Annotated in this window: 18 protein-coding genes; 6 read left to right on the top strand and 12 right to left on the bottom strand. The window is 46.0% G+C overall.

The window, feature by feature from the left end:
- Positions 1–7: 7 nt before the first annotated feature.
- Positions 8–883: a UTP--glucose-1-phosphate uridylyltransferase gene (locus BW928_RS07245; protein WP_076555573.1), complete on the bottom strand. Its 876-nt coding sequence runs from the start codon at positions 881–883 to the stop codon at positions 8–10.
- A gap of 54 nt (positions 884–937) precedes the next feature.
- On the bottom strand, positions 938–3,499 hold the full coding sequence (gene plsB / locus BW928_RS07240; RefSeq protein ID WP_076555572.1) for a glycerol-3-phosphate 1-O-acyltransferase PlsB: 2,562 nt from the start codon (positions 3,497–3,499) through the stop codon (positions 938–940).
- 143 nt (positions 3,500–3,642) lie between these two features.
- Between plsB and BW928_RS07235 the strand changes: the two genes are divergently transcribed.
- Both BW928_RS07235 and BW928_RS07230 read left to right on the top strand, forming a co-directional pair.
- Positions 3,643–4,584 carry an acyl-CoA thioesterase gene (locus BW928_RS07235; RefSeq protein WP_076555571.1) on the top strand — a complete coding sequence of 314 codons (942 nt, stop codon included), beginning with the start codon at positions 3,643–3,645 and terminating at the stop codon, positions 4,582–4,584.
- Positions 4,585–4,817: 233 nt separating this feature from the next.
- Positions 4,818–5,984: a DUF1615 domain-containing protein gene (locus BW928_RS07230; protein ID WP_076555597.1), complete on the top strand. Its 1,167-nt coding sequence runs from the start codon at positions 4,818–4,820 to the stop codon at positions 5,982–5,984.
- Positions 5,985–6,405: 421 nt separating this feature from the next.
- Here BW928_RS07230 and lptG read toward each other — a convergent pair whose 3' ends face one another.
- Together lptG and lptF are read right to left on the bottom strand one after the other, a co-directional pair.
- A complete protein-coding gene (lptG, locus tag BW928_RS07225) occupies positions 6,406–7,518 on the bottom strand; it encodes an LPS export ABC transporter permease LptG (protein ID WP_076555570.1) in 1,113 nt (370 codons plus the stop codon).
- Position 7,519: 1 nt separating this feature from the next.
- Entirely contained in the window at positions 7,520–8,668 is a 1,149-nt protein-coding gene (gene lptF, locus BW928_RS07220; RefSeq protein ID WP_076555569.1) for an LPS export ABC transporter permease LptF, read from the bottom strand.
- A gap of 320 nt (positions 8,669–8,988) precedes the next feature.
- Between lptF and BW928_RS07215 the strand changes: the two genes are divergently transcribed.
- On the top strand, positions 8,989–10,506 hold the full coding sequence (locus tag BW928_RS07215; protein WP_076555568.1) for a leucyl aminopeptidase: 1,518 nt from the start codon (positions 8,989–8,991) through the stop codon (positions 10,504–10,506).
- 315 nt (positions 10,507–10,821) lie between these two features.
- Here the strand turns inward: BW928_RS07215 and BW928_RS07210 are convergent, their stop codons facing one another.
- From BW928_RS07210 to ubiG, 7 genes are all read right to left on the bottom strand, one after another.
- The gene (locus BW928_RS07210; RefSeq protein WP_076555567.1) at positions 10,822–12,018 is read right to left on the bottom strand and encodes an amino acid aminotransferase; all 1,197 of its coding nucleotides are present in this window, start codon (positions 12,016–12,018) and stop codon (positions 10,822–10,824) included.
- Positions 12,019–12,315: 297 nt separating this feature from the next.
- Positions 12,316–13,233, bottom strand: coding sequence for a LysR family transcriptional regulator (locus BW928_RS07205; RefSeq protein WP_076555596.1), 918 nt, complete (start codon positions 13,231–13,233; stop codon positions 12,316–12,318).
- Between the two features lie 207 nt (positions 13,234–13,440).
- Positions 13,441–14,520, bottom strand: coding sequence for a calcium:cation antiporter (locus tag BW928_RS07200; protein ID WP_076555566.1), 1,080 nt, complete (start codon positions 14,518–14,520; stop codon positions 13,441–13,443).
- 103 nt (positions 14,521–14,623) lie between these two features.
- Entirely contained in the window at positions 14,624–15,934 is a 1,311-nt protein-coding gene (gene paeA / locus BW928_RS07195; RefSeq protein ID WP_076555565.1) for a polyamine export protein PaeA, read from the bottom strand.
- Between the two features lie 31 nt (positions 15,935–15,965).
- Positions 15,966–16,739 (bottom strand): YciK family oxidoreductase, encoded by a 774-nt coding sequence (locus BW928_RS07190; protein WP_076555564.1) that lies wholly within the window; start codon positions 16,737–16,739, stop codon positions 15,966–15,968.
- Between the two features lie 23 nt (positions 16,740–16,762).
- Positions 16,763–17,458 carry an HAD family hydrolase gene (locus BW928_RS07185; protein WP_143821530.1) on the bottom strand — a complete coding sequence of 232 codons (696 nt, stop codon included), beginning with the start codon at positions 17,456–17,458 and terminating at the stop codon, positions 16,763–16,765.
- Positions 17,448–18,236, bottom strand: coding sequence for a bifunctional 2-polyprenyl-6-hydroxyphenol methylase/3-demethylubiquinol 3-O-methyltransferase UbiG (gene ubiG, locus BW928_RS07180; RefSeq protein ID WP_076555563.1), 789 nt, complete (start codon positions 18,234–18,236; stop codon positions 17,448–17,450). Before ubiG ends, BW928_RS07185 begins: the two co-directional genes overlap by 11 nt.
- 350 nt (positions 18,237–18,586) lie before the next feature.
- Between ubiG and BW928_RS07170 the strand changes: the two genes are divergently transcribed.
- From BW928_RS07170 to BW928_RS07160, 3 genes are all read left to right on the top strand, one after another.
- The gene (locus BW928_RS07170; RefSeq protein WP_076555561.1) at positions 18,587–19,210 is read left to right on the top strand and encodes a thiol:disulfide interchange protein DsbA/DsbL; all 624 of its coding nucleotides are present in this window, start codon (positions 18,587–18,589) and stop codon (positions 19,208–19,210) included.
- 305 nt (positions 19,211–19,515) lie between these two features.
- Positions 19,516–20,112, top strand: coding sequence for an NAD(P)H-dependent oxidoreductase (locus BW928_RS07165; RefSeq protein ID WP_076555560.1), 597 nt, complete (start codon positions 19,516–19,518; stop codon positions 20,110–20,112).
- A 5-nt stretch (positions 20,113–20,117) separates the two neighbouring features.
- Positions 20,118–21,314, top strand: coding sequence for an MFS transporter (locus BW928_RS07160; RefSeq protein WP_076555559.1), 1,197 nt, complete (start codon positions 20,118–20,120; stop codon positions 21,312–21,314).
- 431 nt (positions 21,315–21,745) lie between these two features.
- Here the strand turns inward: BW928_RS07160 and yjgA are convergent, their stop codons facing one another.
- A complete protein-coding gene (gene yjgA, locus BW928_RS07155) occupies positions 21,746–22,249 on the bottom strand; it encodes a ribosome biogenesis factor YjgA (RefSeq protein ID WP_076555594.1) in 504 nt (167 codons plus the stop codon).
- Positions 22,250–22,296 lie beyond the last annotated feature (47 nt).

Raw genomic sequence — 22,296 nt, 5'->3', positions numbered from 1 at the left:
TATATTGCTAGATGGTTGCACCAAGATGCTTGGCAAAATAAGCAAATGCCTGCACATAGGTTGTCATATCTCCAGCATCAAAGCTCTCGCCTTTTAGCGTAACCACCTCCATGCCCTGCGTGCCAATCAAAGCATCAATGGCATCGGTCAGCTGAATCTCACCGCCGACACTTGGGGCGGTTTTTGCCAAATAAGCAAACAATTCGGCATCAAAGACATAACGCCCCACCACCGCCAGATTTGATGGTGCCAGCTCAAGTGCTGGTTTTTCAACAAAACCTTTAACATCAAAGCACTGATTGATGTTGGTCTTTTTGATGGTTTGTTTGTCATCAAGCCGTGCAATGCCATATTTATGCACCTGACTGTCCGCCACTGCATCAACCAAAATCTGGCTGCGTCCTGTATCAGCGAACCGCTTGAGCATGAATGCCAAATTATCCACAGCAAAATCAGTGGTAAATGGATCAAGCACCACATCAGGCAACAATACCGCAAAAGGGTTGTTACCAACCACCGCCTGCCCTTGCAAAACTGCATGACCCAGCCCCAGTGGCTTGCCTTGTCGCACACTGATAATCTGTACATCATCAGGCAAGCAATTGATACTGTCTGCAAGCTCGCCTTTGCCCTTGTCTCTTAGCTGCCTGTCCAGCTCGCTGTTAATGTCAAAATAATTTTCGATGGCACTTTTTTGGGCATGGTTTACCAAAACGATATTTTTGATACCCGCCCTGATTGCCTCAAGCACGACATAATGAATGGCAGGTTTGTCGCCAAGCGGCAGCATTTCTTTTGGCACCGCCTTTGATAATGGCAACATACGCGTGCCAAAACCTGCGGTAGGAATGATGGCATAAGTTGGTTGCAGTGGTTTTTGCATATCAATCACCCAATAGTTACTTTGCTCATTATGATAATTATTTCAAGGCAGAAATTATGACGCTCGCCCAAATTTGCGTTTTTTGTCCATGCTCTCCATCGCCAGCACCATCTCGTTATGGTCAAGGCTTGCTGTATGGCTAAGCAGCTGCATCACATCAGGGTGCAGTACAAATTTGGCAAATTCGGCAACACGATCAATGCGATTGTCAAAATTTAACAGTCCTGTTTTGTCATCAACGCTGACATAACCCACTCGCACCAGCGTGTCTAGGAAACTTGTAAATAACGCCTTGTCAAACATATCTGGCAAATCATCGGCGTGCAGCACTGAGATACGCTGACCGACCACATAGCACAGATTGACCACCTGCTCACTACTTAGGCGATTTGTGCCTTGTTTGGCAAGCAAAGTCAATGCCATAAAATACCTCTCAAGGCTTTGCTGAGCTGGGCTTGCCAATACCACCAGTCGCTGATACGCCTCCGAATTACCCTCGGCACTACCAACCACGCCATCGCCCAAATCCACAACCACGCCCTGCTCAATCAGCAGATTTAGCACCTGTTGCACTTGGTGATTGATATTACGCAGGGCGGTTTTTAGGAACAATTCCGCCTGCAAAAATGGATACAGCAGCTCAGTAATACCATCTAGTCTATCACGATGGATGCGGCCATTTCGCTGCACCAACGCCGCCAAAAAACTGGCAATGATAAACACATGCAAAATATTATTTCTAAAATAGCTCAATAGCGGTGCTTGTTTATCCGCCACACGAATCATATCGCCCAAAATATGTGCTCGGCGTTCGATGAGCTTTAATTTAATGCCATAATCAACAATTTGCCGCGGTGTCATGTCGGTAACATAGGTGTCAGCATCATAAGGCAGTGCCTGTGCAATGCGTTGATACAGGCGAATCTGCTCAAGGCACAAGGTCTCATCAAGTGCAGCATTGGGTGCGGACAAAAGTGCCAACGCCAGCAGCGATACAGGGCTGACTACCGCTGCCTTGTTAATATTTTGCATGATTTTCACGCCCAAATTCTGTACCATGGCGTGCGTGTTTTTGGTATTTTGCTCATCAGTTGATTGGGCATTGACATCAAATTTTGCCATAAAATCGGTCAAATAAAGCGGCTCGCCAAATGCCAAATGCACCGTGCCAAAAATCCGCTCAATCTTGCGTGCTGTCTTTAACAGACCCAGCAGATTCTCGCTTTCTTTGGGCTTGCCTTTTAGCTCGCCAACATAAGTCGCCCCCTCCATGATGCGTTCATAACTGATATAAGTCGGGATAAATACCACAGGTTTGGCAGGCTTACGCAAATAGCTATTGACCGTCATCGCCAGCATACCCAATTTGGGCGGCAGCAGTCTGCCCGAACGCGAACGACCACCCTCAATAAAATACTCAATCGGTGCTTGTCGCTGCATCAGGCTATGCACATATTCCTTAAAAACGGTGCTGTATAACGCATTGCCCTTAAAACTACGCCGCATAAAAAACGCACCGCCACTTCTTAGCAAATCGCCCAAAATTGGGATATTTAAATTCTCGCCTGCCGCCACATGAGGGATTCTTAATCCTCGTTTATAAATCACATAAGACAACAGTAGATAATCAATATGGCTGCGATGACAAGGCACATACACTATCTGATAATCTGGAGCCAGTGTGCGTACCCGCTCAAAATGTCGCACCTCAACACCATCGTACAGCCGCGTCCACAACCAAGTCAAAAAATGATCAAAAAACCGCACCACCGAATGCGAATAATTACTGGTAATCTCACCCAAGTACCCTTGAGCCTCTGCCTTGGCTGCAGCGATGGATTTGCCAGTCTGATTGGCATGATTTTTGATGGCGTCAACCACCACAGGCGATGAGAGTATCGCCCCTGCGACATTGCGTTTGTCGGACAAATCAGGGCCGACAATGCTGGTGCGTTGTTTGTCCAAATAGCCCATCAGACGCATGGCAATGGTGGCAGCCAAATTCTCGCCCACGCCAGCTTTGGCATCGTTAATAAGCGATTGTAAGTCCTTTGGCTCAGAAAACCGCACAAAAGTATCTCGACCCATCACACCGATATTAAACAGCTGCTTGATTTTTGATGGCGATTCCCATTCATCTGCCATCAGCAGCCGAAACAGCGACTCTTCTTTGTCAGGAGCCCTCCCCCACAGAATCGTTACAGGCACCAGTTGCACCTTCAGCTCTGGATTGTCAAGACACGCTGCAATCAGTCGCTCCAGTCGTGGCACGCTCTGTGTCGCCCCATCGGCTCTGCGGTCTTTTAAAAAAATCATCGCCGAAGTTTCGTGGATACCAGCAGCCTTAACTTGTGCCAATGCTGACGGCAGCCCCAACTCATCGGTTTGCATACCGACTAATAGACTGTTGGAACGAGAATACGCACGAATCACATAAAAGGTGGGTACAGCTGGGTCAAGCACAGGCACCTCACCAAGCAAAGTAGGCTTGACAGCAAGCGACAAGCCCTTTGCCGAAGCACGGCGATATGGGCTGGGCGTGCGGCTGTGTTCTGTGCCAGCTGGGTGAGTGTCGCTCGGTTTGTCTTTTGTTAGCCAAGTTGGAAGTTTTAGCATAATCAATAAACGATAATAATTTGACTGATTATTCTACCATTCTTTGACTTTTTTTGACTGAAAATTTGACAAAAAATGTTATAATTTTCACCTTTTGGCATAAAAACACGCCACAATATCTGTTTTTGTACATTGGGGAATTTATGAAAACCTCTTTTGACCGCTACCAAACACCACCTAAGAGCATGACTGCCGATGTGGCACAGCTGATAGATACGCTGACGCTTGACAAGATTGCCACTGATACTTTTCAGGCACCAAGTTTTGATTATGTTGGGCCGCGTGTTTTTGGCGGTCAGGTGCTGGCACAGGCTTTGATGGCGGCAGCCCAAACGCTTGAAATTGACAAACCCTGCCACAGCCTGCATGGGTATTTTTTGCGTGGTGGCGATATTCAGCTGCCTGTGGTTTATCAAGTGCGTCGTCTGCGTGATGGTCGCAGCCTGTCAGCACGAGAGATTACCGCCGTGCAATATGTGCCAACTCATGCCGATGACAAGTCTGCCGAAACCAAGCCACAAGTGATATTCTCCATGATTGCTTCGTTTTCGCCGATGGAGGGCGGGCTGGATTATCAGCCTGCCATGCCCCAATACCCAGCCGCCGACAGCCTAAAGACCGAGCAGCAGCTCAAGGCTGATTATCTGCACAAAATTCCAGAATCGCTACAGGCTCGCTTTATGCGTCCTCGCCATGTTGAGATACGCCCCGTCCACCCCCAAGACCCCATCTCGCCAGCACCCACCACACCTCGTCAAGCCAACTGGCTGCGAATTAGTGATATTGGCGAACAACCTGTTGCTATCCATCAGGCACTGCTTGCATTTGTTTCGGATTATTATTTGGTCGGCACAGCCCTGATGAGCCATGGGTTATCGCTGATGTCGCGTGGCTTGCAGTTGGCAAGCATTGACCATTCGATGCACTTTCATCGCCCCTTTGATATTCGTGAATTTTTGTTATACGAAATGTGGAGCGACACCACCAGCCACGCCAAGGGGCTAAATCATGGGCAGTTTTGGCAAGCGGGCAAACTTGTCGCCACCACACAGCAAGAGGGTCTGATGCGACTGCACGCCGATTGACAAGAGTTTGCCCATGGGCTGATTGCCACTTCGGCCATCTGGTATTTTTGACCTGACAGCAAAATACTTACCAAAAAATTGATACAATATTGCCCTTGGTAAGATTTTTGTACGCACCACTTGACCACGCCTATGCTGATGATTAGTATAATCAAGCAGTGGTTAAATGCCTTGTTTGCACCCACACAATCCCACCAATGGCTATTGGCTTTATCAATAACACGGATACACACATGAGACATGGGTTATATTTTGGTTTTTTGGCACTGGCGGTGCTGGCACTGACAGGCTGTGATGTGGTCAAACAAACCATCACAGGCGACGAAAAAGCTCTAAGCGATGCACAAATCGCCAAGCTCATACCTGCACGCGTAAAAAATGCCAAAAGCTGGGCTGCTGACATGGCTGATATTTTTGATACTTTATCCATCAAAAAAGATGCCCAAAACATCTGCACTGCCATCGCTGTCATCGACCAAGAATCCAATTTTGCTGCCGACCCTGCCGTGCCCAACTTGGGCAATGCCGCCCTAAAAGCCATTGATGAGAAACTTGAGGACAAACTTGGCAAAAATTTAGCTGGGGTATTTCGCACCATGCTGGAGACTCGCCCAAGCCCTGCAAATAGCTTTATCAAACAAATCCAAGCAGTCAAAACCGAAAAACAGCTTGATGAGCTTTATCGTCAGATTTTTGATTATTTTACCCAGACCTATAAGGTCGCCCCTTTGACGAATATCACTCGCCTGTCAGGTCAAGGGCTGGACGAACGCATCAACCCAGTTACCACGCTAGGTTCGATGCAGGTGCATATTGACTATGCACGCAGCCATCGCCGTGCCAGCATGAGCGATCGTGATTTGCGTGCCGACCTTTATAGCCAATATGGCGGTCTGTATTATGGCATTCATCGGCTGCTGACCTATCCTGCCAATTACGACAAGCCCCTGTATCGCTTTGCTGATTATAATTCTGGTATGTATTCTAGTCGCAATGCCGCTTTTCAGCAGCGTGTGGCAACCTTGACAGGTCAGACGCTTGCCATCGATGGTGATTTGTTGCTGTATAACGATGGCACGCCACTGAACAAAAAATCCGCCACCGAGATAGCGACCATCAAACTGCTTGCAACAGCCACCAAGCCCGTCAGCGAACGCCAAATCCGCAGCGACTTTAAAAAAGAAAAAACACAAGGCTTTGAAAATACCGTTACCTACCGCACGGTCAGTGAGCTATTTGACAAACAAACAGGACGCAAAAGCACCTATGCCATCATGCCCCAAGTTGTCATCAGCGGCCCAAAATTAAGCCGAGATTTTGACACCAACTGGTTTGCTACCCGTGTTGATAAACGCTACCAAAACTGCATCGCGACCGCCAAGCGACTCAAACTTAGTTAGCCGCCAAGCATAAGTGCCATTTGGCTTTTGTTAGCTTTATTAAATATTAATTGAATAATATATTTGACAATGGCGGCACAGCCACGCCAGCAAACCACCATCTGGACTAAAAATCATACGGCTGGCGTTTGATTATCGCTGTCTTGTCAATGTTGCGTTGTTTGGCAAATTAACTTATGCCAACACATTATTTGACCTACAAAACCACAGGATTTTTGATAATAAAGGAGCGTTAATAAAACCGTTTTGGCAATTATTGCCAAATCAAGCATGGCGGCGGTGTGGCTGATGATGGCAGGCTTGGATTGGTTTATTGCATTTGAGCTGCTCGTATCAACCAAGCAATGTGATTATTTAAACGATCCCAGTTGTATAAAAATAAGCAAATATGCAAGATTTGGCTCATCTGGCAAGTCAGAGTTTAATGCTTTTTGTTTAATAAATACACACCGACTGCTGCCGACAATAAAATTGGCAATAACGCCATCAATAATGGCGACAACCCTGCTGCCAACGCCACAAAGCCTGCCAAATCCGTCAAATAACTAAACAGCAAACCTGTCAGCAATGCCAGCACAATACGCAAGCCCAAGCCCTGTGAGCGTAACGAACCAAATACAAATGATGATGCCACCAACACCAAAGACAGTACCGCAAATGGCGAAAATAGCTTTTGCCAAAACGCCAGCTCATGACGCACAGAGCGAGTACCTTGATATTTCATCAGTTGCCGATGGGCATACAAATCGCTTAGCGACAAATCCTCAGGTTCTTTGGTCAATAAATGCACATCAGTCGGTGCAATTGGCAAAGTTAGCGTCTGCGTATCGGCGTGCGTTTTTTCAACACGATTGTTGTTGATTGCCACCTCATCAACGCCAGACAATTGCCAAACATAACGCGTCGCTACGCCATCGGCTTGGTCTGTGGCAGGTGTATTTTGTTGATAGATACCCTCATTGGCACGCAATGCCCCCACCAGATTGCCATCATCGAGCTGATACCGCTTGACCTCACCAAGCCTACCCTCGCTGTCAGCATAGCTGATATAGACGACATCTTGGCGATTGCCTTCATTAACCACCGACCAATAGCCATTGATGGAGATAATTTTGCTATAAATTGCGTCATTTTTGATGGCGGCGGCTTGTTGATTGGTGATGGGCAGCACAAACTGATTGACCACAAGTGCCAACAAAACAAAAATAAAGGCAGGCAACATCACCCAGCCGATGATGCGATACATACTAATGCCAGCCGCCCGCATGATGACAAGCTCGCTATTATTGGCAAGCAGCCCCAAGCCAACAACCGCACCGAGCAGCACTCCTGTTGGGATAAATTGCACCAAAAAATCTGGCGAACGATACAAAATAAACCGCAAAGCGTCCATCAGTGTATAGGTATCGCTAAGATTCTCAAGCTCGCCAAGATACGAAAAAATCACCTGCAACAACCACAACCCCATCACTGCCGCTGTCATAGCAAGCAAAGCAGACACGATAACATACTTTGGCAAAATCAGCGACTTCATGCTAGTTTCCATCTGGTTTTTTGCGATTGAGGCGAATGCGTGCCACCCATCGCTCATGATAATTCAGATACAAAGCGAACGCGGTTAATAATACCATCGCCACAGCATAGCTACCCACGGGCAGTTTGCCTTTGGTGATACTGTCTTTTAGCGAAATCACCACCAAGACACTCGCCACATAAATAAAAATCGCTGGAATCAACTTCAGCCACCTGCCCTGCCGTGGGCGTGTGTAGGACAGTGGCAATGCCATCATCAGTGCCAACACCATCAACCATGGCATACTGGCACGATAACCCAGCTCTGCCATGGCTTCGTTGCGATTTCTATCAAGCGTCCCACGAATCACCTCAATTAATGCAGGGGTGCTGACCGCCTCGATACGCAGCTGCTTACTCTCATCAGCCTTAGGGGCGGTCAATGTCATGCGATAACTATCAAACCCCACCTGACTGTACTGACGACTGGCAGGGTCAATCTCATAACGGCGACCTTGGTACAGATTTAGCTGAATCTGCCCATTGTCAAGCAGTGTCTGGGTGGCAGATTTGGCAAAAATCAGCGTGTCTTTTTTGGCAGATTTGTCCGTCAAACTGCGATTGTCCGCCTGATTTTTTGCCATTTGTACGATAATCACATCGCCAAGCGACTCACGGCGTTGCCCAATCTCGCCCACATACAGATGATAATTGCCACTGCTGATGAATTGTTTTGGGCGAATCAAATCAAACACTTGAGCCATTGACTGCTCTTGCCAGATATTGCTCGCTCTGTACATACCCCACGGCTTTGCCACAAAAGACACCCAGCCTTCGGCAATCGCCAGCAATAAACCAAGCGGTATCAACAACCGTCCCAGCTGACTGCGACTGATGCCACTGGCATTGATAACCGCCATCTCATGATCAGAATACAAACGACCAAATACCAACATTAAGCTGATAAAAAATGACAATGGCAAAATCAGCTCAAGAAAATACGGCAGATTATAACCAATCAAGCTAAACAATACGCCAACATTTAGCCCACCTTCGGCTGCGATGCCAAAATAGCGAATCAATCGCCCACCAAGCAACATCACCACCAAAAACCCCAAAACTAGGGCGGTGGTTGTAGCAACTTGACTGGTAAGATAGCGGCGTAAAATCACGGCAATTCAGCTTGATTATTTGTACAAATAAGTTATCATATCAAAAAATCAGACAAGTTTTAAGTAATTTGCCAAGTTTATTTTGTTGCCAGTTGTTGCCATGCTCTCTCTGATTGTCAAACCCAAATAATACTCAACTATTTTTTATAATATTTTTAATAAAAATAAATAATAGCCAGACCAATGCTCTTTTGTCATAGATTTGGCAAATTTAGCAAAATTTGGGTTTAGCTTGCCCAATATTTATGCTACACTAAAACCCAGTAAGATTGTTCAATTGATCAATCCTATATTTCATTAACCCCAAGAAGGAATTTATCATGCCCTTACCAAAACTGTCTCTTAGTGTACAAAGTGAGCTGAGCCTAAAAAAAGCCACCAAAACCAACCCGCTACCGACCATCGTTGTTTATGCTACTGACGATGGTAAAATTTTGGGCAATTTACCAGATAGCGAACACCTAACCACCGCCAAAGCTCTGCTTAAACGCAGTAATTTTCAGGCTGGGCTGGGTGAGAGTGTCATCGACTATGCCATCAATGACAAAGACGCAGCGGCCATTGTTATCGTTGGTGTCGGCAAACTTGACAAGCTGGCGAATAATATCGCCAAAGTTGCCAATGCCACCTACAATGCCATCAAAACCAGCCAAAAAGCTGCCGTGCTGTGGGGTGATACCATTTGTCAGATTCACTTTACACAGTTTGTAACTCATCTTATTGGTAGCAGCTATCGTTTTGACCATCACAAATCCAAGCCAAAGCCTGCAGATACCCTCAGCGAAGTTGTATTAATCAATACCAAAGACAGCCTTGATGATTACAAAACCGCTCTGCAATTTGCCCAAGCCACCGCCACAGGCATGGGTGCTGCTCGTGATGTTGCCAACGAAGCTCCCAATGTCCTCACCCCAAGCGAACTTGCCAAAAAAGCCAAGCAACTTGCCAAAGACTATGCTGACACCATCACCGTCAGCGTGCTGGGCGAAAAAGACATGGAAAAACTTGGCATGGGTTGCTTTTTGGCAGTCTCACAAGGGTCAGACCAAGAAGGCAAACTTGCCATCATCGAATATTATGGCAAATCTGGCAAATCTGGCAAAAAAGCCAAATTAAACAAGCCCATCGCACTGGTTGGCAAGGGTCTGACCTTTGATTCAGGCGGTATTTCATTGAAGCCATCAGCAGGCATGGAGGAGATGAAATTTGACATGGGTGGTGCTGCATCAATTTTGGGTACCATGCACGCCATCGCCGAAGCCAACCTGCCCATTGATGTCGTGGCGGTGCTTGCCTGTGCCGAAAATATGCCATCAGCTCGTGCCTCTCGCCCCAGCGATGTGGTTACAGCAATGAATGGTACAACGGTTGAGATTCTAAACACCGATGCCGAGGGTCGCCTTGTGCTGTGCGACACACTGTGCTATGTGCAAGAAAACTATGAGCCGAAGGTCATCATTGACACCGCCACCTTGACAGGGGCTTGTGTTATCGCCTTGGGCAGTGTGCGTTCGGCATTGTACAGCAATGATGAGGACACTATCTTTGCTCTGCAAGCTGCCAGCGAATACACCAATGATTTGGTTTGGCATATGCCACTTGATGATGCCTATGATGAGCAAATCAATTCAAAAGTTGCCGATATCCAGAACATTGGTGGCCGCGAAGCAGGCTCGGTAACGGCTGCCTGCTTCCTAAAACGCTTCATCAAAGAAGGTCAAGCGTGGGCACATCTTGATATTGCTGGCACAGCATGGAATGGTGGCGGCACTTGTGCAGCAACAGGTCGTCCTGTGGCATTGCTTGCTCAATACCTACGCAGCCAAAGCCAAGCATAACACCACACCAAGCCTTAAAGCAGGGTTCGCCCTGCTTTTTTTGTCTTGTCAATCAAGCCAATCATTAAAATTATCACGCATTCTAACTTAGCGACATTGATATAGTAACACAGCTATTGGTAATTTGACTGTCATTATCATGCGTTTCACATGAAACCATTACGCATACCTTGTGGTAAAATTCTCAAATCCTGCCAGCAACAGCCCAAAACCACATCAGCCTTGCTGTTTGTTGGCAAACACGCTTGCCACCTCCCTTGTGATAAGCAAAAAAAAAATCCGCATCAAACAATGCGGATTTTGTGAGATTTTGGTTTATTTTAGCACTTCGGCGATGGCATTTGCCACATATTCAACATTGGCATTATTTAGCCCTGCCACGCACATACGCCCATTATCAACCATATACACCGCAAATTCCTCACGCAAGCGTGCCACTTGTGCTGCGGTTAAGCCTGTAAAGCTAAACATACCTCGCTGCTTGGTAAAGTAGCCAAAATCACGCTCTGGCAGTCGCTGCTGTAGTGCTGCTTGCAACTTGGCACGCATATCACGAATGCGATCACGCATTTGATAAACCTCATCAACCCACTGCTCAAACAATGCCTCATCGTTCATCACAATGTCCACAACAGCATTGCCATGTGATGGTGGGCTTGAATAAATGCGGCGAACGGTGAATTTTAGCTGACCCAATACCGTATCCGCCTCTGCCTTCGTTGGTGCAACCACTGATAGCCCGCCAACACGCTCACCATACAATGATAAATTCTTTGAAAATGAGTTTGATACGAATACCGTCAGACCCTTTTCGACAGCCAGACGAATGGCGAACGCATCAGCATCCATATCATCGCCAAAGCCCTGATAGGCAATGTCCATGAACGGTATGAGTTTTTTGCGTTTGACGATATCCAGTACCACTTCCCACTGTTCACGGCTCAGATCCACACCAGTTGGGTTGTGGCAGCATGGGTGCAATAGCACGACATCATTTTCGTTTAGTGTCTCAAAAAAAGCACACATCTCATCAAACTTTACGCCAATGGTCGCTGGGTCATAGTATGGATATTTGCCAACTTGCAGCCCTGCTCCCTCAAAAATGCTGATATGATTGCCCCAAGTTGGGTCAGACACATAGCATTTGGCAGTTGGGAACCATTCATGGATAAAATCCGCTCCCACTTTTAACGCACCAGAACCACCAAGCGTTGCAATCGTTGCCACACGCCCCTCTTTGATAACCGCAGTGTCTTTACCAAACAGCAATTCTTGACACGCTTTTTTATAGCCTGCCAAACCGTCCATCGGCAAATAACCGCGTGGGCGTGGTGGATTGGCGATTTTTGCTTCGGCAGTCTTGACGCATTCTAGCACGGGCAACTTGCCATCTTCGGTATAGTACACACCAACGCCAAGATTGACCTTAATGTCAGTGCGATCATCATTTGCAAATTTATCCATCAGACCCAGAATCGGATCGCCAGCATAGGGGGTAACATGAGTAAACATGGCATTGTCCTTTTTTTGGTGAATTGATTAGTGAGATTTTGTTGAAACACGGGCTAAAAACAGCGACAAAATACAGCCCTAAGTATAGCCGAAAAGCACTGCATTGTCTGCGGTATTTTTGGCGTTTTTTCGCAAAAATGCTACAATTTGTAAGTTTGACCGCCCATTAGGCATGGTAAAGTTCAAATAGCCTATGGTCAATCAGATTTTGCATGGGCATTTTGCCGATTTCATGGTGAATTGACAAGCAGTGATGGCGACAAAGCCGCCGCCAACTTGTGCCAATTCATCACACAGCTAACCTGCCTTGGCATGAGCGGTCAAAAACTCATGGGTATTTTGCTCCAAAAATCCCTTAAACGCCAATGCCGCTGGCGACAATGAGCGGTTTTTGTGCGTGTACAACAAAAACTTACGCTCCACCACAGGGTCGGCAATCGGTCGCATGACCAGTCCATTTTGCTCAACCCACTCAGCGGCATACAATAAACACAGCGTAACGCCCAAGCCCATACGCGTCATGCCCAGTGCTGTGGATAAGAAATTAACCTCAAAATCAGGGTTGAAAATACGGCTAGATATCTGTGCTGGCAGCTCGTTTTGGAGGCTTTTGATAAATGGGCCATTTAGCGTAATAAGTCGCTCGTTCAATAAATCCGTCCAACGCACGACATCTTTTTTGGCAAAAGGGTGCGTGGCTGGCAACACCAAATAAAACGGCGACGAAAACAAAGCGATTGCCTCAAGGTCATCAGAATGCATTCGCTCTGGTGCTATGCCCAAATCCGCCTCAAGATTTTCGATATGCTCCACCACATCATCGACCGAGCAGTCGGTTAGGGTTACTTGGATATTTGGGTGCAACTCACAAAATTTTGCCACAAACTTTGGCATGGCACTGGCGGACAGTTGCTGCGACACCGCCAAACGCACATGACCTTGGTGCAGTGATTTTAGGTTGCTGACTTTTTCATTTAGCACCGACATCTCATTAAGTACACGCCGTGCTTGTGGCAACAGCCTCGTGCCTGCATCGGATAAGTATAATTTTCGCGTGGTGCGGTCAAACAATTTCACACCGAGATTTTGCTCAAGCTCTTTAATCAGCCCAGATAATGCCGATTGCGTCAGGCACAGCGTCTCAGCAGCTTTGGTAAAACTGTTTTGTTCAGCGACCAGCACAAAGGCTCGCAGTTGGCGAAGTGTGGTACTCACAGCCACCTCTTATTAATGCTTGCACATCTATAATATGGCAAATTATGATAAATATATTAGTAGATATTATAAATGATAATTATCAGAATGCAACCTGATTTTTGGCGAAAATATCAGCAAATACAGCCATCTTGTACAGTCTTTGCCATTAGCGGTATTTGCTTGATTGTTGGCGGAGTGGCAGTCCTTTGCCATTGCCGATTATAACTAAGGAGCAATGATGGTAAACACATAAGCTGCCAAATTCACCAACAGCACGATGCCATATAGGATATTTGTTCGCCCTTGATTAAGCGATAACATGACAATAAAAGTTGATAACCCAAGCAGCACCATAGATTTGCCATCCAGCCCCAATACCAGCGGAATGCCGTACAATAAGCAAACGATGGTAACAGCAGGAATGGTCAGTCCGATGCTTGCCAATGCCGAACCCAGTGCCAAGTTAAGACTGGTCTGAAAACGGTTGCGGCGTGCTGCATTCAGTGCCGCCAAGCCCTCAGGCAACAACACCACAGCAGCGATAATCACACCAACCAAAGCCGCAGGAGCCCCCATTGCCGCCACCGCCGCCTCAATGCTTGGGCTTAGGCTCTTGGCAAGCATGACAACGATGCCCAAGCACACCAACAAAAATGCAAAACTTGCCGCCGTAACCTTGCCACTTGGCGGTTCGGCATGATGGTCAAGATCGTCATCAGCAGCCAAAAAATAATCACGATGCCTTACCGTCTGCACCATAATAAACGAGCCATACAGCACCAAAGATGCCATCGCCACAAAAACCAGCTGGGCTGATGAATAAGTCCCTTCGGCGGTCGAGGTGGTGAAATTTGGCAAAATCAGCGTCATAACCAAAATTGACACCAGCGTAATCAGTGCGGTGCTGGCAGATTTTTGCCCAAAAAATTGCTCACGGTGCTTTAACCCACCTATCATCAATGACAAACCCAAGATACCATTTAAAATCAGCATAATCGCTGCAAATACCGTATCTCGTGCCAAAAATGCCGCATTGTCGCCACCTGCCACCATCAACGAGATGATGAGTGCCACCTCAATGATGGTAATCGCCAATGCAAGGATAATCGTACCAAACGGCTCGCCAACTTTGTGTGCTACCACTTCGGCATGATATACCGCAGACAGCACGCTGCCTATCAAAAATACGCCACCCAATATCTGTAGCAAAATACTGCCTTTAATGCCAAAAAAGAACAATCCCCAAGCCACCAATGGCACTATCATCGACCACACAGGCAACCCAAAGCGTGAATTTGTCGCCATACCCGCTCCTTAATTTATGTATTCAAGTTCAACCATCAGCCATTGCTTGGACATTGGTTTATTATTTGTTTTAATTTTTGATGACAAGCCAATCAACAAACGCCTATTGCTCTGTCGGCACAGGTTTTTCTAGTCGCGTAACCAGCAGCTGGTCTATCTTATAATGATCGATATCCACCACCTCAAACTTGTAGCCTTCATGCTCCACCCAATCGGCAGGACGAGGGATTTTTCGCAAGCGATACATAATAAATCCAGCCAGCGTCTCATAATGCTCCCAGTCAGCAAATTCCTCAATGCCTAGGGCGTGCTTAACATCATCTATCGGCGTGATACCATCAATCAACCACGAATGCTCATCACGGCGGATAATCTGCTGATCCTCAGGCTCTGCCGCCGCCCAATCCCCCATCACCGTCATCATAATATCTGACAGGGTAATCACTCCCACAACCAGTGCATATTCATTAATCACCACCGCCATTTTTTCATTGCTGGCACGAAATTTATCCAACAGCTCTGACAAAGTCAGCGTATCAGGGATAATCAGCACATTGCGAATGGTTGATTCATTAAGCTGAAAAAACGACTGCTGATTCAAAATCCGCACCAAAATATCTTTGGTGTCCACATAGCCTATCACCTGATCGATATGCTCGTTACACACCAAAAATTTTGAATACGGATAATCGGCAATCTTGTGGCGAATGCTCTCCTCACTCTCACCGAGCGTAAAAAACACCACATCTTCTCGTGCGGTCATTGACGATGGCACCGTTCGCTCTTCTAGCTCAAAAACATTCTCAATAAAATGCTGCTCTTGTTCTTGCAGCACGCCTGCCTCAGCCCCAGCATCAACAATGGCAGAAATATCATCAAAAGTGATATTGTCATCACGAGCGGTATTGACCTTAAACAGCCTAAAGGTCAGATTGGCAATGGCATTGATTGTCCATGCTAAGGGCTTAACCAAACGGATCAGCCAAGTAACAGGATTAATCACCGCCAGTGCGACTTTTTCAGGGTTAATCATTGCGATGCGTTTGGGAATCAAATCAGCATACAAAATAAACAACAGCGTTACCACTGCAAAAGACGCAAAAAATGCAATGCTGTCTAGCCACACCCCTTGATAAACCATGCCCAGCCAGTTGGCAAAATAAGGACGCAATGCACTCTCACCAACCGAACCGCCCAAAATAGCGACCGCATTTAGCCCAATTTGTGAAGTGGCAAAAAAATCCGCCGAATTTTCTTGAAGTTTCAACACTTTATCGGCACGCTCATCGCCAGACTCGGCAAGCAGTTTGAGCTTGATTTTTCTGGCACCTGCCAAGGCAATTTCTGAAATCGAAAAAAAGCTCGAAGTCAAAATCAGCACCAGAATAATCACAAGATTTTGAAATAAACTCACGATAATTTTCCGCTGTTGGATAAAGTTAAGGTTATTTTGGCTGACAGTCAATCAGCTGACCCTTGACCCCACTGGCAGCATCGCTCATCAGATATACATACGCAGGCATGATTTCTTCGGGTGTTTTTAGGGTATAAGGATTCTCACCCGGAAATGCGTGTGCACGCATATTGGTGCGAGTCGCCCCAGGGTTAATACAATTAAACCGCAAGGCAGTCGATGCTTGTGTCTCTTGGGTGAATATCACTGTCATGCCCTCCACTGATTGCTTGGATAAGGCATAAGCCCCCCAAAACGCTCGTGGGCTTGATCCCACGCTGCTGCTGGTGAATATCACCGAACCGCTGCTTGCTGCACGCAAAAGAGGTATAAGGCTCTGGGTCAGCATAAACACAGCGGTAGAATTAACTCGCATAACCTGCTCAAAGGTAATCGGATCGTACATCTCAAGCGGCGTCAATGCCCCCAAAATTGCGGCATTGTGCAGCACGCCATCAAGATGCCCGAATTCTTTTTCGATTAATCGTGCCAGCTCTTGCATTTGGGCAAAACTTGCCGTCTGCAAATCCATCGGCAAAATCGCCGCCTGTGGCAAGCCTAGCCGCTCAATCTCATCATAGACCGCCTCAAGTTTGCTCTGGGTTTTGCCAAGCAACAGCACGGTTGCCCCACAGCCAGCATAGGTCAATGCTGCCGCCTTACCAATGCCATCACCTGCCCCTGTAACCAAAATAATTTTGTCTTTTAGGCTGTCTTTTGTATATTCAAATGCCCGCATGGCATCGTGTGAAATCATCTGTTGCATTATCCTGTCTCAATACCAAACCACTACGCCATCACTTGTGCCAATACCCAATCATTTAACTCAATTGGTGTTTCCACGATGGCATCAGCTCCCCAGTTGTCAATATTTGCCAAATCATCAGCGGATAGATAGCCAAACTTTGCCACCGCCGTTGTCATGCCTGCAGCCTTGCCTGCTTCAATATCACGGTGATGATCGCCAACATAAATACAAGCCTTCGCCGATACGCCAAGTTTTTGGCACGCCAGATACATCGGCTCAGGATCAGGCTTGGTGTGCGTAACATCATCAGGGCAGACCAACACGCCACAGCGTTCGCTCAATTGCAGTTTTTGCAACAAGTTCACCGCCAAATGGCGTGGCTTGTTGGTAACAATTCCCCACGGCACGCCTTGACGCTCAAGGGATTGCAACAAATCATCTAGCCCTGAGAACACACGGCTGTCCACACAAATATCCGCCTCATACGCCGCCAAAAAAGCCTCACGATACGCCAAAAGTTCAGGGTCATCATCGCTGACATTGTCAAATTTACCATCAAATATCAGTCGCACCATCGCCCTTGCTCCTGCCGAAACCTGCTCACGAATCGCGGCATCGCTTGGCACGCTATGGCCATCTTTGACACACAAGTCTTTGATAATACGAATAAAATCAGGAGCGGTATCAATCAGCGTACCGTCCAAATCAAACAACACTGCTTGTATCTTAGCCATGATCACCTCTGTTGGCATCTGACATATCTGCCAAAGATTTTGCCTGTGGCTTGACAAATGCCATCATATAATTCACATCAACATTGCTATTGGACAGCCAATAATGCTTGGTGATTGGATTATAATGCAGGCCTGTCATATCAAAACGACAAAAACCTGCCTGCATTGCCATTTGATCAAGTTCAGCTGGCGTGATAAATTTCTGATAATCATGCGTGCCTTTATCCACCAAATTTAGCACATATTCTGCACCGATGATGGCAAATAGATACGACTTTGGGTTGCGATTGATGGTACTCATCACGCACACGCCACCTGGTTTTAGCAAATCATAGCACGCCTGCACGATGGCAGCAGGGTCTGGCACATGCTCTAGCATCTCCATGCAGCTGACGACATCATACTGCTCAGGCTCTTCTTGTGCCAGCGTTTCGGCTGGCACACAGCGAAACTGTAGCTTTTGCATGCCTGTTTTGGCAGCGTGAATGCTTGCAGCTTTTAGGTTTGCCTCGCCCAAATCAATGCCCAGCACATCGGCACCACGCACCGCCATAGAATGTGCCAAAATCCCCCCACCGCAGCCAATATCCACCACGGTCTTATCCACCAGTGATGAGCCATAATGCTCACTGACCCTATCCTCAATCCAATTGAGTCGCAATGGGTTGATATCGTGCAAAGACTTAAAAGCCCCCATACGATCCCACCACTCATCGGCAAGTTTGGTGAATTTACCAATTTCATCAAAATCGGCATTGTCGGTGTGGTTGGCTGATTGCATGACACTTATCCTATTTATCAATCAAAATACTGCTATCTTATCATTTTTGACAGCTTTTGACTACTTTTGACAAATAGCCACCTGTTGTATTATCATCTCATTTCTTGACTGGTAATTGCAGGGCTGTTGCGTTGAGATTTGGTAAATCTTGCCGTGATTTTGCTCATTTTTGCCAATTCTTGCAAGTTTTTGGCAATAAATATAAAAATTTATACAATCTGCAACGAATAATTAAGGAAACTAATGCCACATTTGCCAAGAAATACGCTAAACTATATGGCAATTTAATAACCGACACAAAACCGCAAATGGCGTTTTTCGCCAGCTGTTTTTTATAAGGAAAAATAACCATGAAATTCGCCCTAAAAACAACGCTACTTGCCTCTATGGTTGGTTTGGCGACACTAAGCCAAGCAAACTTTGTTGAAGGTCGTGATTATAAAGTTTTGGCCAATCCAGACCCAATCACCAGCGATGTCATCATCGTTCGTGAGTTTTTTTGGTACGGTTGCCCACACTGCAACAGCCTAGAGCCTTATATGCAAAAATGGGCAAAAACTCGTGCCAGCGATGTGGCATTTTTTCAGACGCCAGCAGCCTTAAACCCAATGTGGGAAGTAGCAGCACGCGGTTATTATGCCGCTCAGCAAATGGGCGTGCAAGAAAATACGCACCAAGCACTGTTTAACGCCATTCACAAAGACGGCAAACGCAACATCATCAGCAACCAAGAAGAGCTAAGCAACTGGTACGCTTCTCAAGGGGTTGATAAAGCAAAATTTAATAGTCTTTATAATTCTTTTGCAGTCAGCACCAAGGTTGAACGCTCCAGATCAAACGCCATGCGTTACCAAATCACAGGCGTGCCTGCTGTGGTCGTACAGGGTAAATATCTGGTAACAGGTGCCGATGCCAAAGTACCACAAGTGGTTGATTTCTTGGTCAATAAAGTGCGTGAAGAGAAAAAGAAATAACGCCCTTTTGAGCAATCATCTTAAAAAACAGCATTACGGTGCTGTTTTTTTTGTGCCAAAACTTGACACAAATTAGCAAATATCAATAACAGACCAAGAAATAATTATAATTTAATTTATTTTTTTTAAATCAACCTTCAATGCAGGATAAGTTGCCATCTCTTACTGGTAAAGATAATGCCATCTTTATGGTCGCAAATTTTCCTTGCCAAATGCTATTTTTAAATTTTCCAGAGAGATTGTTTTTTTTTTTTTAGAAATCTGATATTCTAATGATTAGATATCCAGCAACCAAGGAGGTGCTTATGAACATCGTCATCATCTCAGGAAGTTCACGCCAGCAGTCGCAATCTAGACGCATCAGCGATATCGTCAAAACCGCTTGGATTGACAAATATGCAGAAGATATGGTTGATATCATTGACCTGTCAGAATACCAAATTCCCTTTTGGGACGAGGCAATTTGGGAGGGTAATTGGTCGTATCAGCCACAATGGCTAGCAATCAGCAGTCGACTCAAAGTTGCCGATGCCTGCATCTTTGTCGTGCCTGAATGGGCAGGCATGGCTCCAGCTCAAGTTAAGAACTTTTTATTGCTTGCCGATTTGGACTTGGCTCATAAGCCATCGCTGATTGTCTCAATCTCATCTGGTATGGGTGGCAGCTATCCTGTGGCAGAGCTGCGAATGTCAGGGTACAAAAATACGCACCTGCTGTGGATTCCAGACCATGTGATTATCAGAAAATGTCAAGATTTCCAGCCAGCTGCCAATGGCTATGAATTTGAAACCAACAGATTGGATTATTGCCTGACACTACTGCAAGCCTATGCCGCCAGACTGCAAGGGCTGTCGCATGACCTACAGACCCAAGGACTGCCAGAACACAGATACGGAATGTAGCTTTTATGCAAGCAATCAAAGAATTTTTCAGTCCATATATGCTCAAGTTTATCATCAGCTTTATCAGTGCTGATATTGCCATCATGCTCTCACAAGCCATCATTGCTTGGATTTTGTATGAAAATCTTGGGATACAGTATGTAACCGCCATCGCTCTGATTGCCCTATTGGTGAACACCATCGCCAACAAAAAGCTGGGTTTTTTGCTTGACAGATACCCTAGGGTGAAACTGGTGATGGCAGCAAACCTCATCATAGCAGCCCTGACCGCTATCGCGTTAATAAGCCAATCTACTTGGATATTTGCCATACTGTCTGTGCTGACAGGGCTGTATTTTTCTTGTTTTTATGCCGCCAGAGGAGCAATTGCTCAGTTGATTTGTATCAATAACCCCAATCAAGATTTTACCAAATTAAACTCAATGCTGGTCGTTACTGACAAGCTGGGTGCTATCTTGGTCGGGGTGATTGTAGCGTCGCTGTTTTCTTGGCTGGGTGCTGATGCCTTGATTGTACTGGCGTTGGTCATTTTGCTTATCTCAACCGCCCTGCTTGCCAAATTTAACAGTCCTACGACCAAGCCCACTGCACAAAACGCCAAAGCCAAGCCAGCTGGCAGTTTTGCGTGGTTTTTTCAGCACAAAATTGCACGGCTTGTTGCTTGTGCTTTGGTAGTTACCATCGTAATTATGACAGGCGGCACCATTGATCGAGTTATTTTGTACGATGTGCTCAAACTCACCCCTGATTTAATCGCCTACACAAGCATCGCCTATAACAGTGCGGCAATCATCGGAGGCGTGATGGTTAATTGGGTAAAACATGAGACCGCCGCTATTTATGCTTGTATCGGTTTGGCGTTTTTGATGTCGTGCTTGCTGGTTATTAGCCCCAGTTTGTCGATGTTTATTGCCTCCTCGGCACTGTTTGGGCTGCTCAATAGCATCAACCGCGTACTATACGACAGTGTGATTATGCGTCATGTCGCCAATGAACAAATTGGTACTTTTTATAGCCTGCTCAACAGTCTCAATCAAGGGTCGCAATTTTTGATTTTAATTGCCATCAATGTCTTTTTGTGGATTTCAAGCACCACCAATGAACTGCTGACTCGCTGGGTGATTGTTTTTTATCCTGCCATTTTCTTATTAATTCCTGCATTTTTGTGGCTAAGTGGCAAATACCAAAAAGCAAAAACCTGACTGCACCGCCCAATCCAAATCAGCAGTCGTGGGCTAATTTGTAGCGTTCTTTTGGTACAGAGCGATTTTGCTGACTTAATAAAGTACAGTTGTACGCTTTTTCTTACAATTATTGTCAGGATTTGCTACTGTATTTTTTGAGTAAAATTTGCGATACTATAATTGTGGCAAGGATTGGGCAAGGTCGCCAACAAGGACGAATGCTGCATTAGGGAAAGAACGCAAGGAATGAAGGCAGATGCCTTTTGCCAAGGATTGCAATAAAGCCGCACAAATCTACCTTGTACGGCTTTATTGCTCTTTCAACCTAAGTTGGGAGTTTTGCAAACAAGTGGTTATTATAGCCGATTTTTATTGGAAATGAAAATCAATTTTAATAAACGCTATCTTTGATAAAATCAATCAGCCCACTTACCATCATCACTGCACGGCTAAGTGGACAAAATCGCCACTTCTTTCACATAGCTCTCAAAGTCTGCAACGCTCTCCGCCAACAGCTCATCGTCGCCCAGATGCTTGGCATACTCAATCCACAACAAAAGCTGATACACACTATTAAACTCGCTGGCATTGAACTGCTTGACAAACTGCTTGATACTGCTCTCATCATCAAGTTTTAGGCGAGTATGCCAAGTTGTGATTTTGGCGATTTGTTCTGGGGTGAACTTCATGGCAAACAACGCCTGCGTCAAGCTGTGTCTGTCTTCTTCGACAATGAGCTTGCCGATGCGTTTGATTTGGCGATTTTTTGCACCACCTGACGCAATGGTGGACAGCTGTGCCAATTCGTCCAAAAAATATTCACTGACTGGCAGCTGACTTTGTTGTTTTTTGGACAAATTTGCCAAAGGGGTCGCCAAAGCCTGCAAGCGTTCGTGGGCTTTTTTGATTTCGGTGCGAGATACTCGCATATCCATTTTAGAAAAATCAATCATATCGCTACTCTTGTGCTTTGCACTTTTAATCATTAATCATCTATGCT

This window comes from Moraxella cuniculi DSM 21768 (genome assembly GCF_900156515.1).
Classification (GTDB): Bacteria; Pseudomonadota; Gammaproteobacteria; order Pseudomonadales; family Moraxellaceae; genus Moraxella; species Moraxella cuniculi.
The sequence above is the reverse complement of the archived record's forward strand: the minus strand, read 5'-3'. Positions and strand labels throughout refer to the sequence as shown.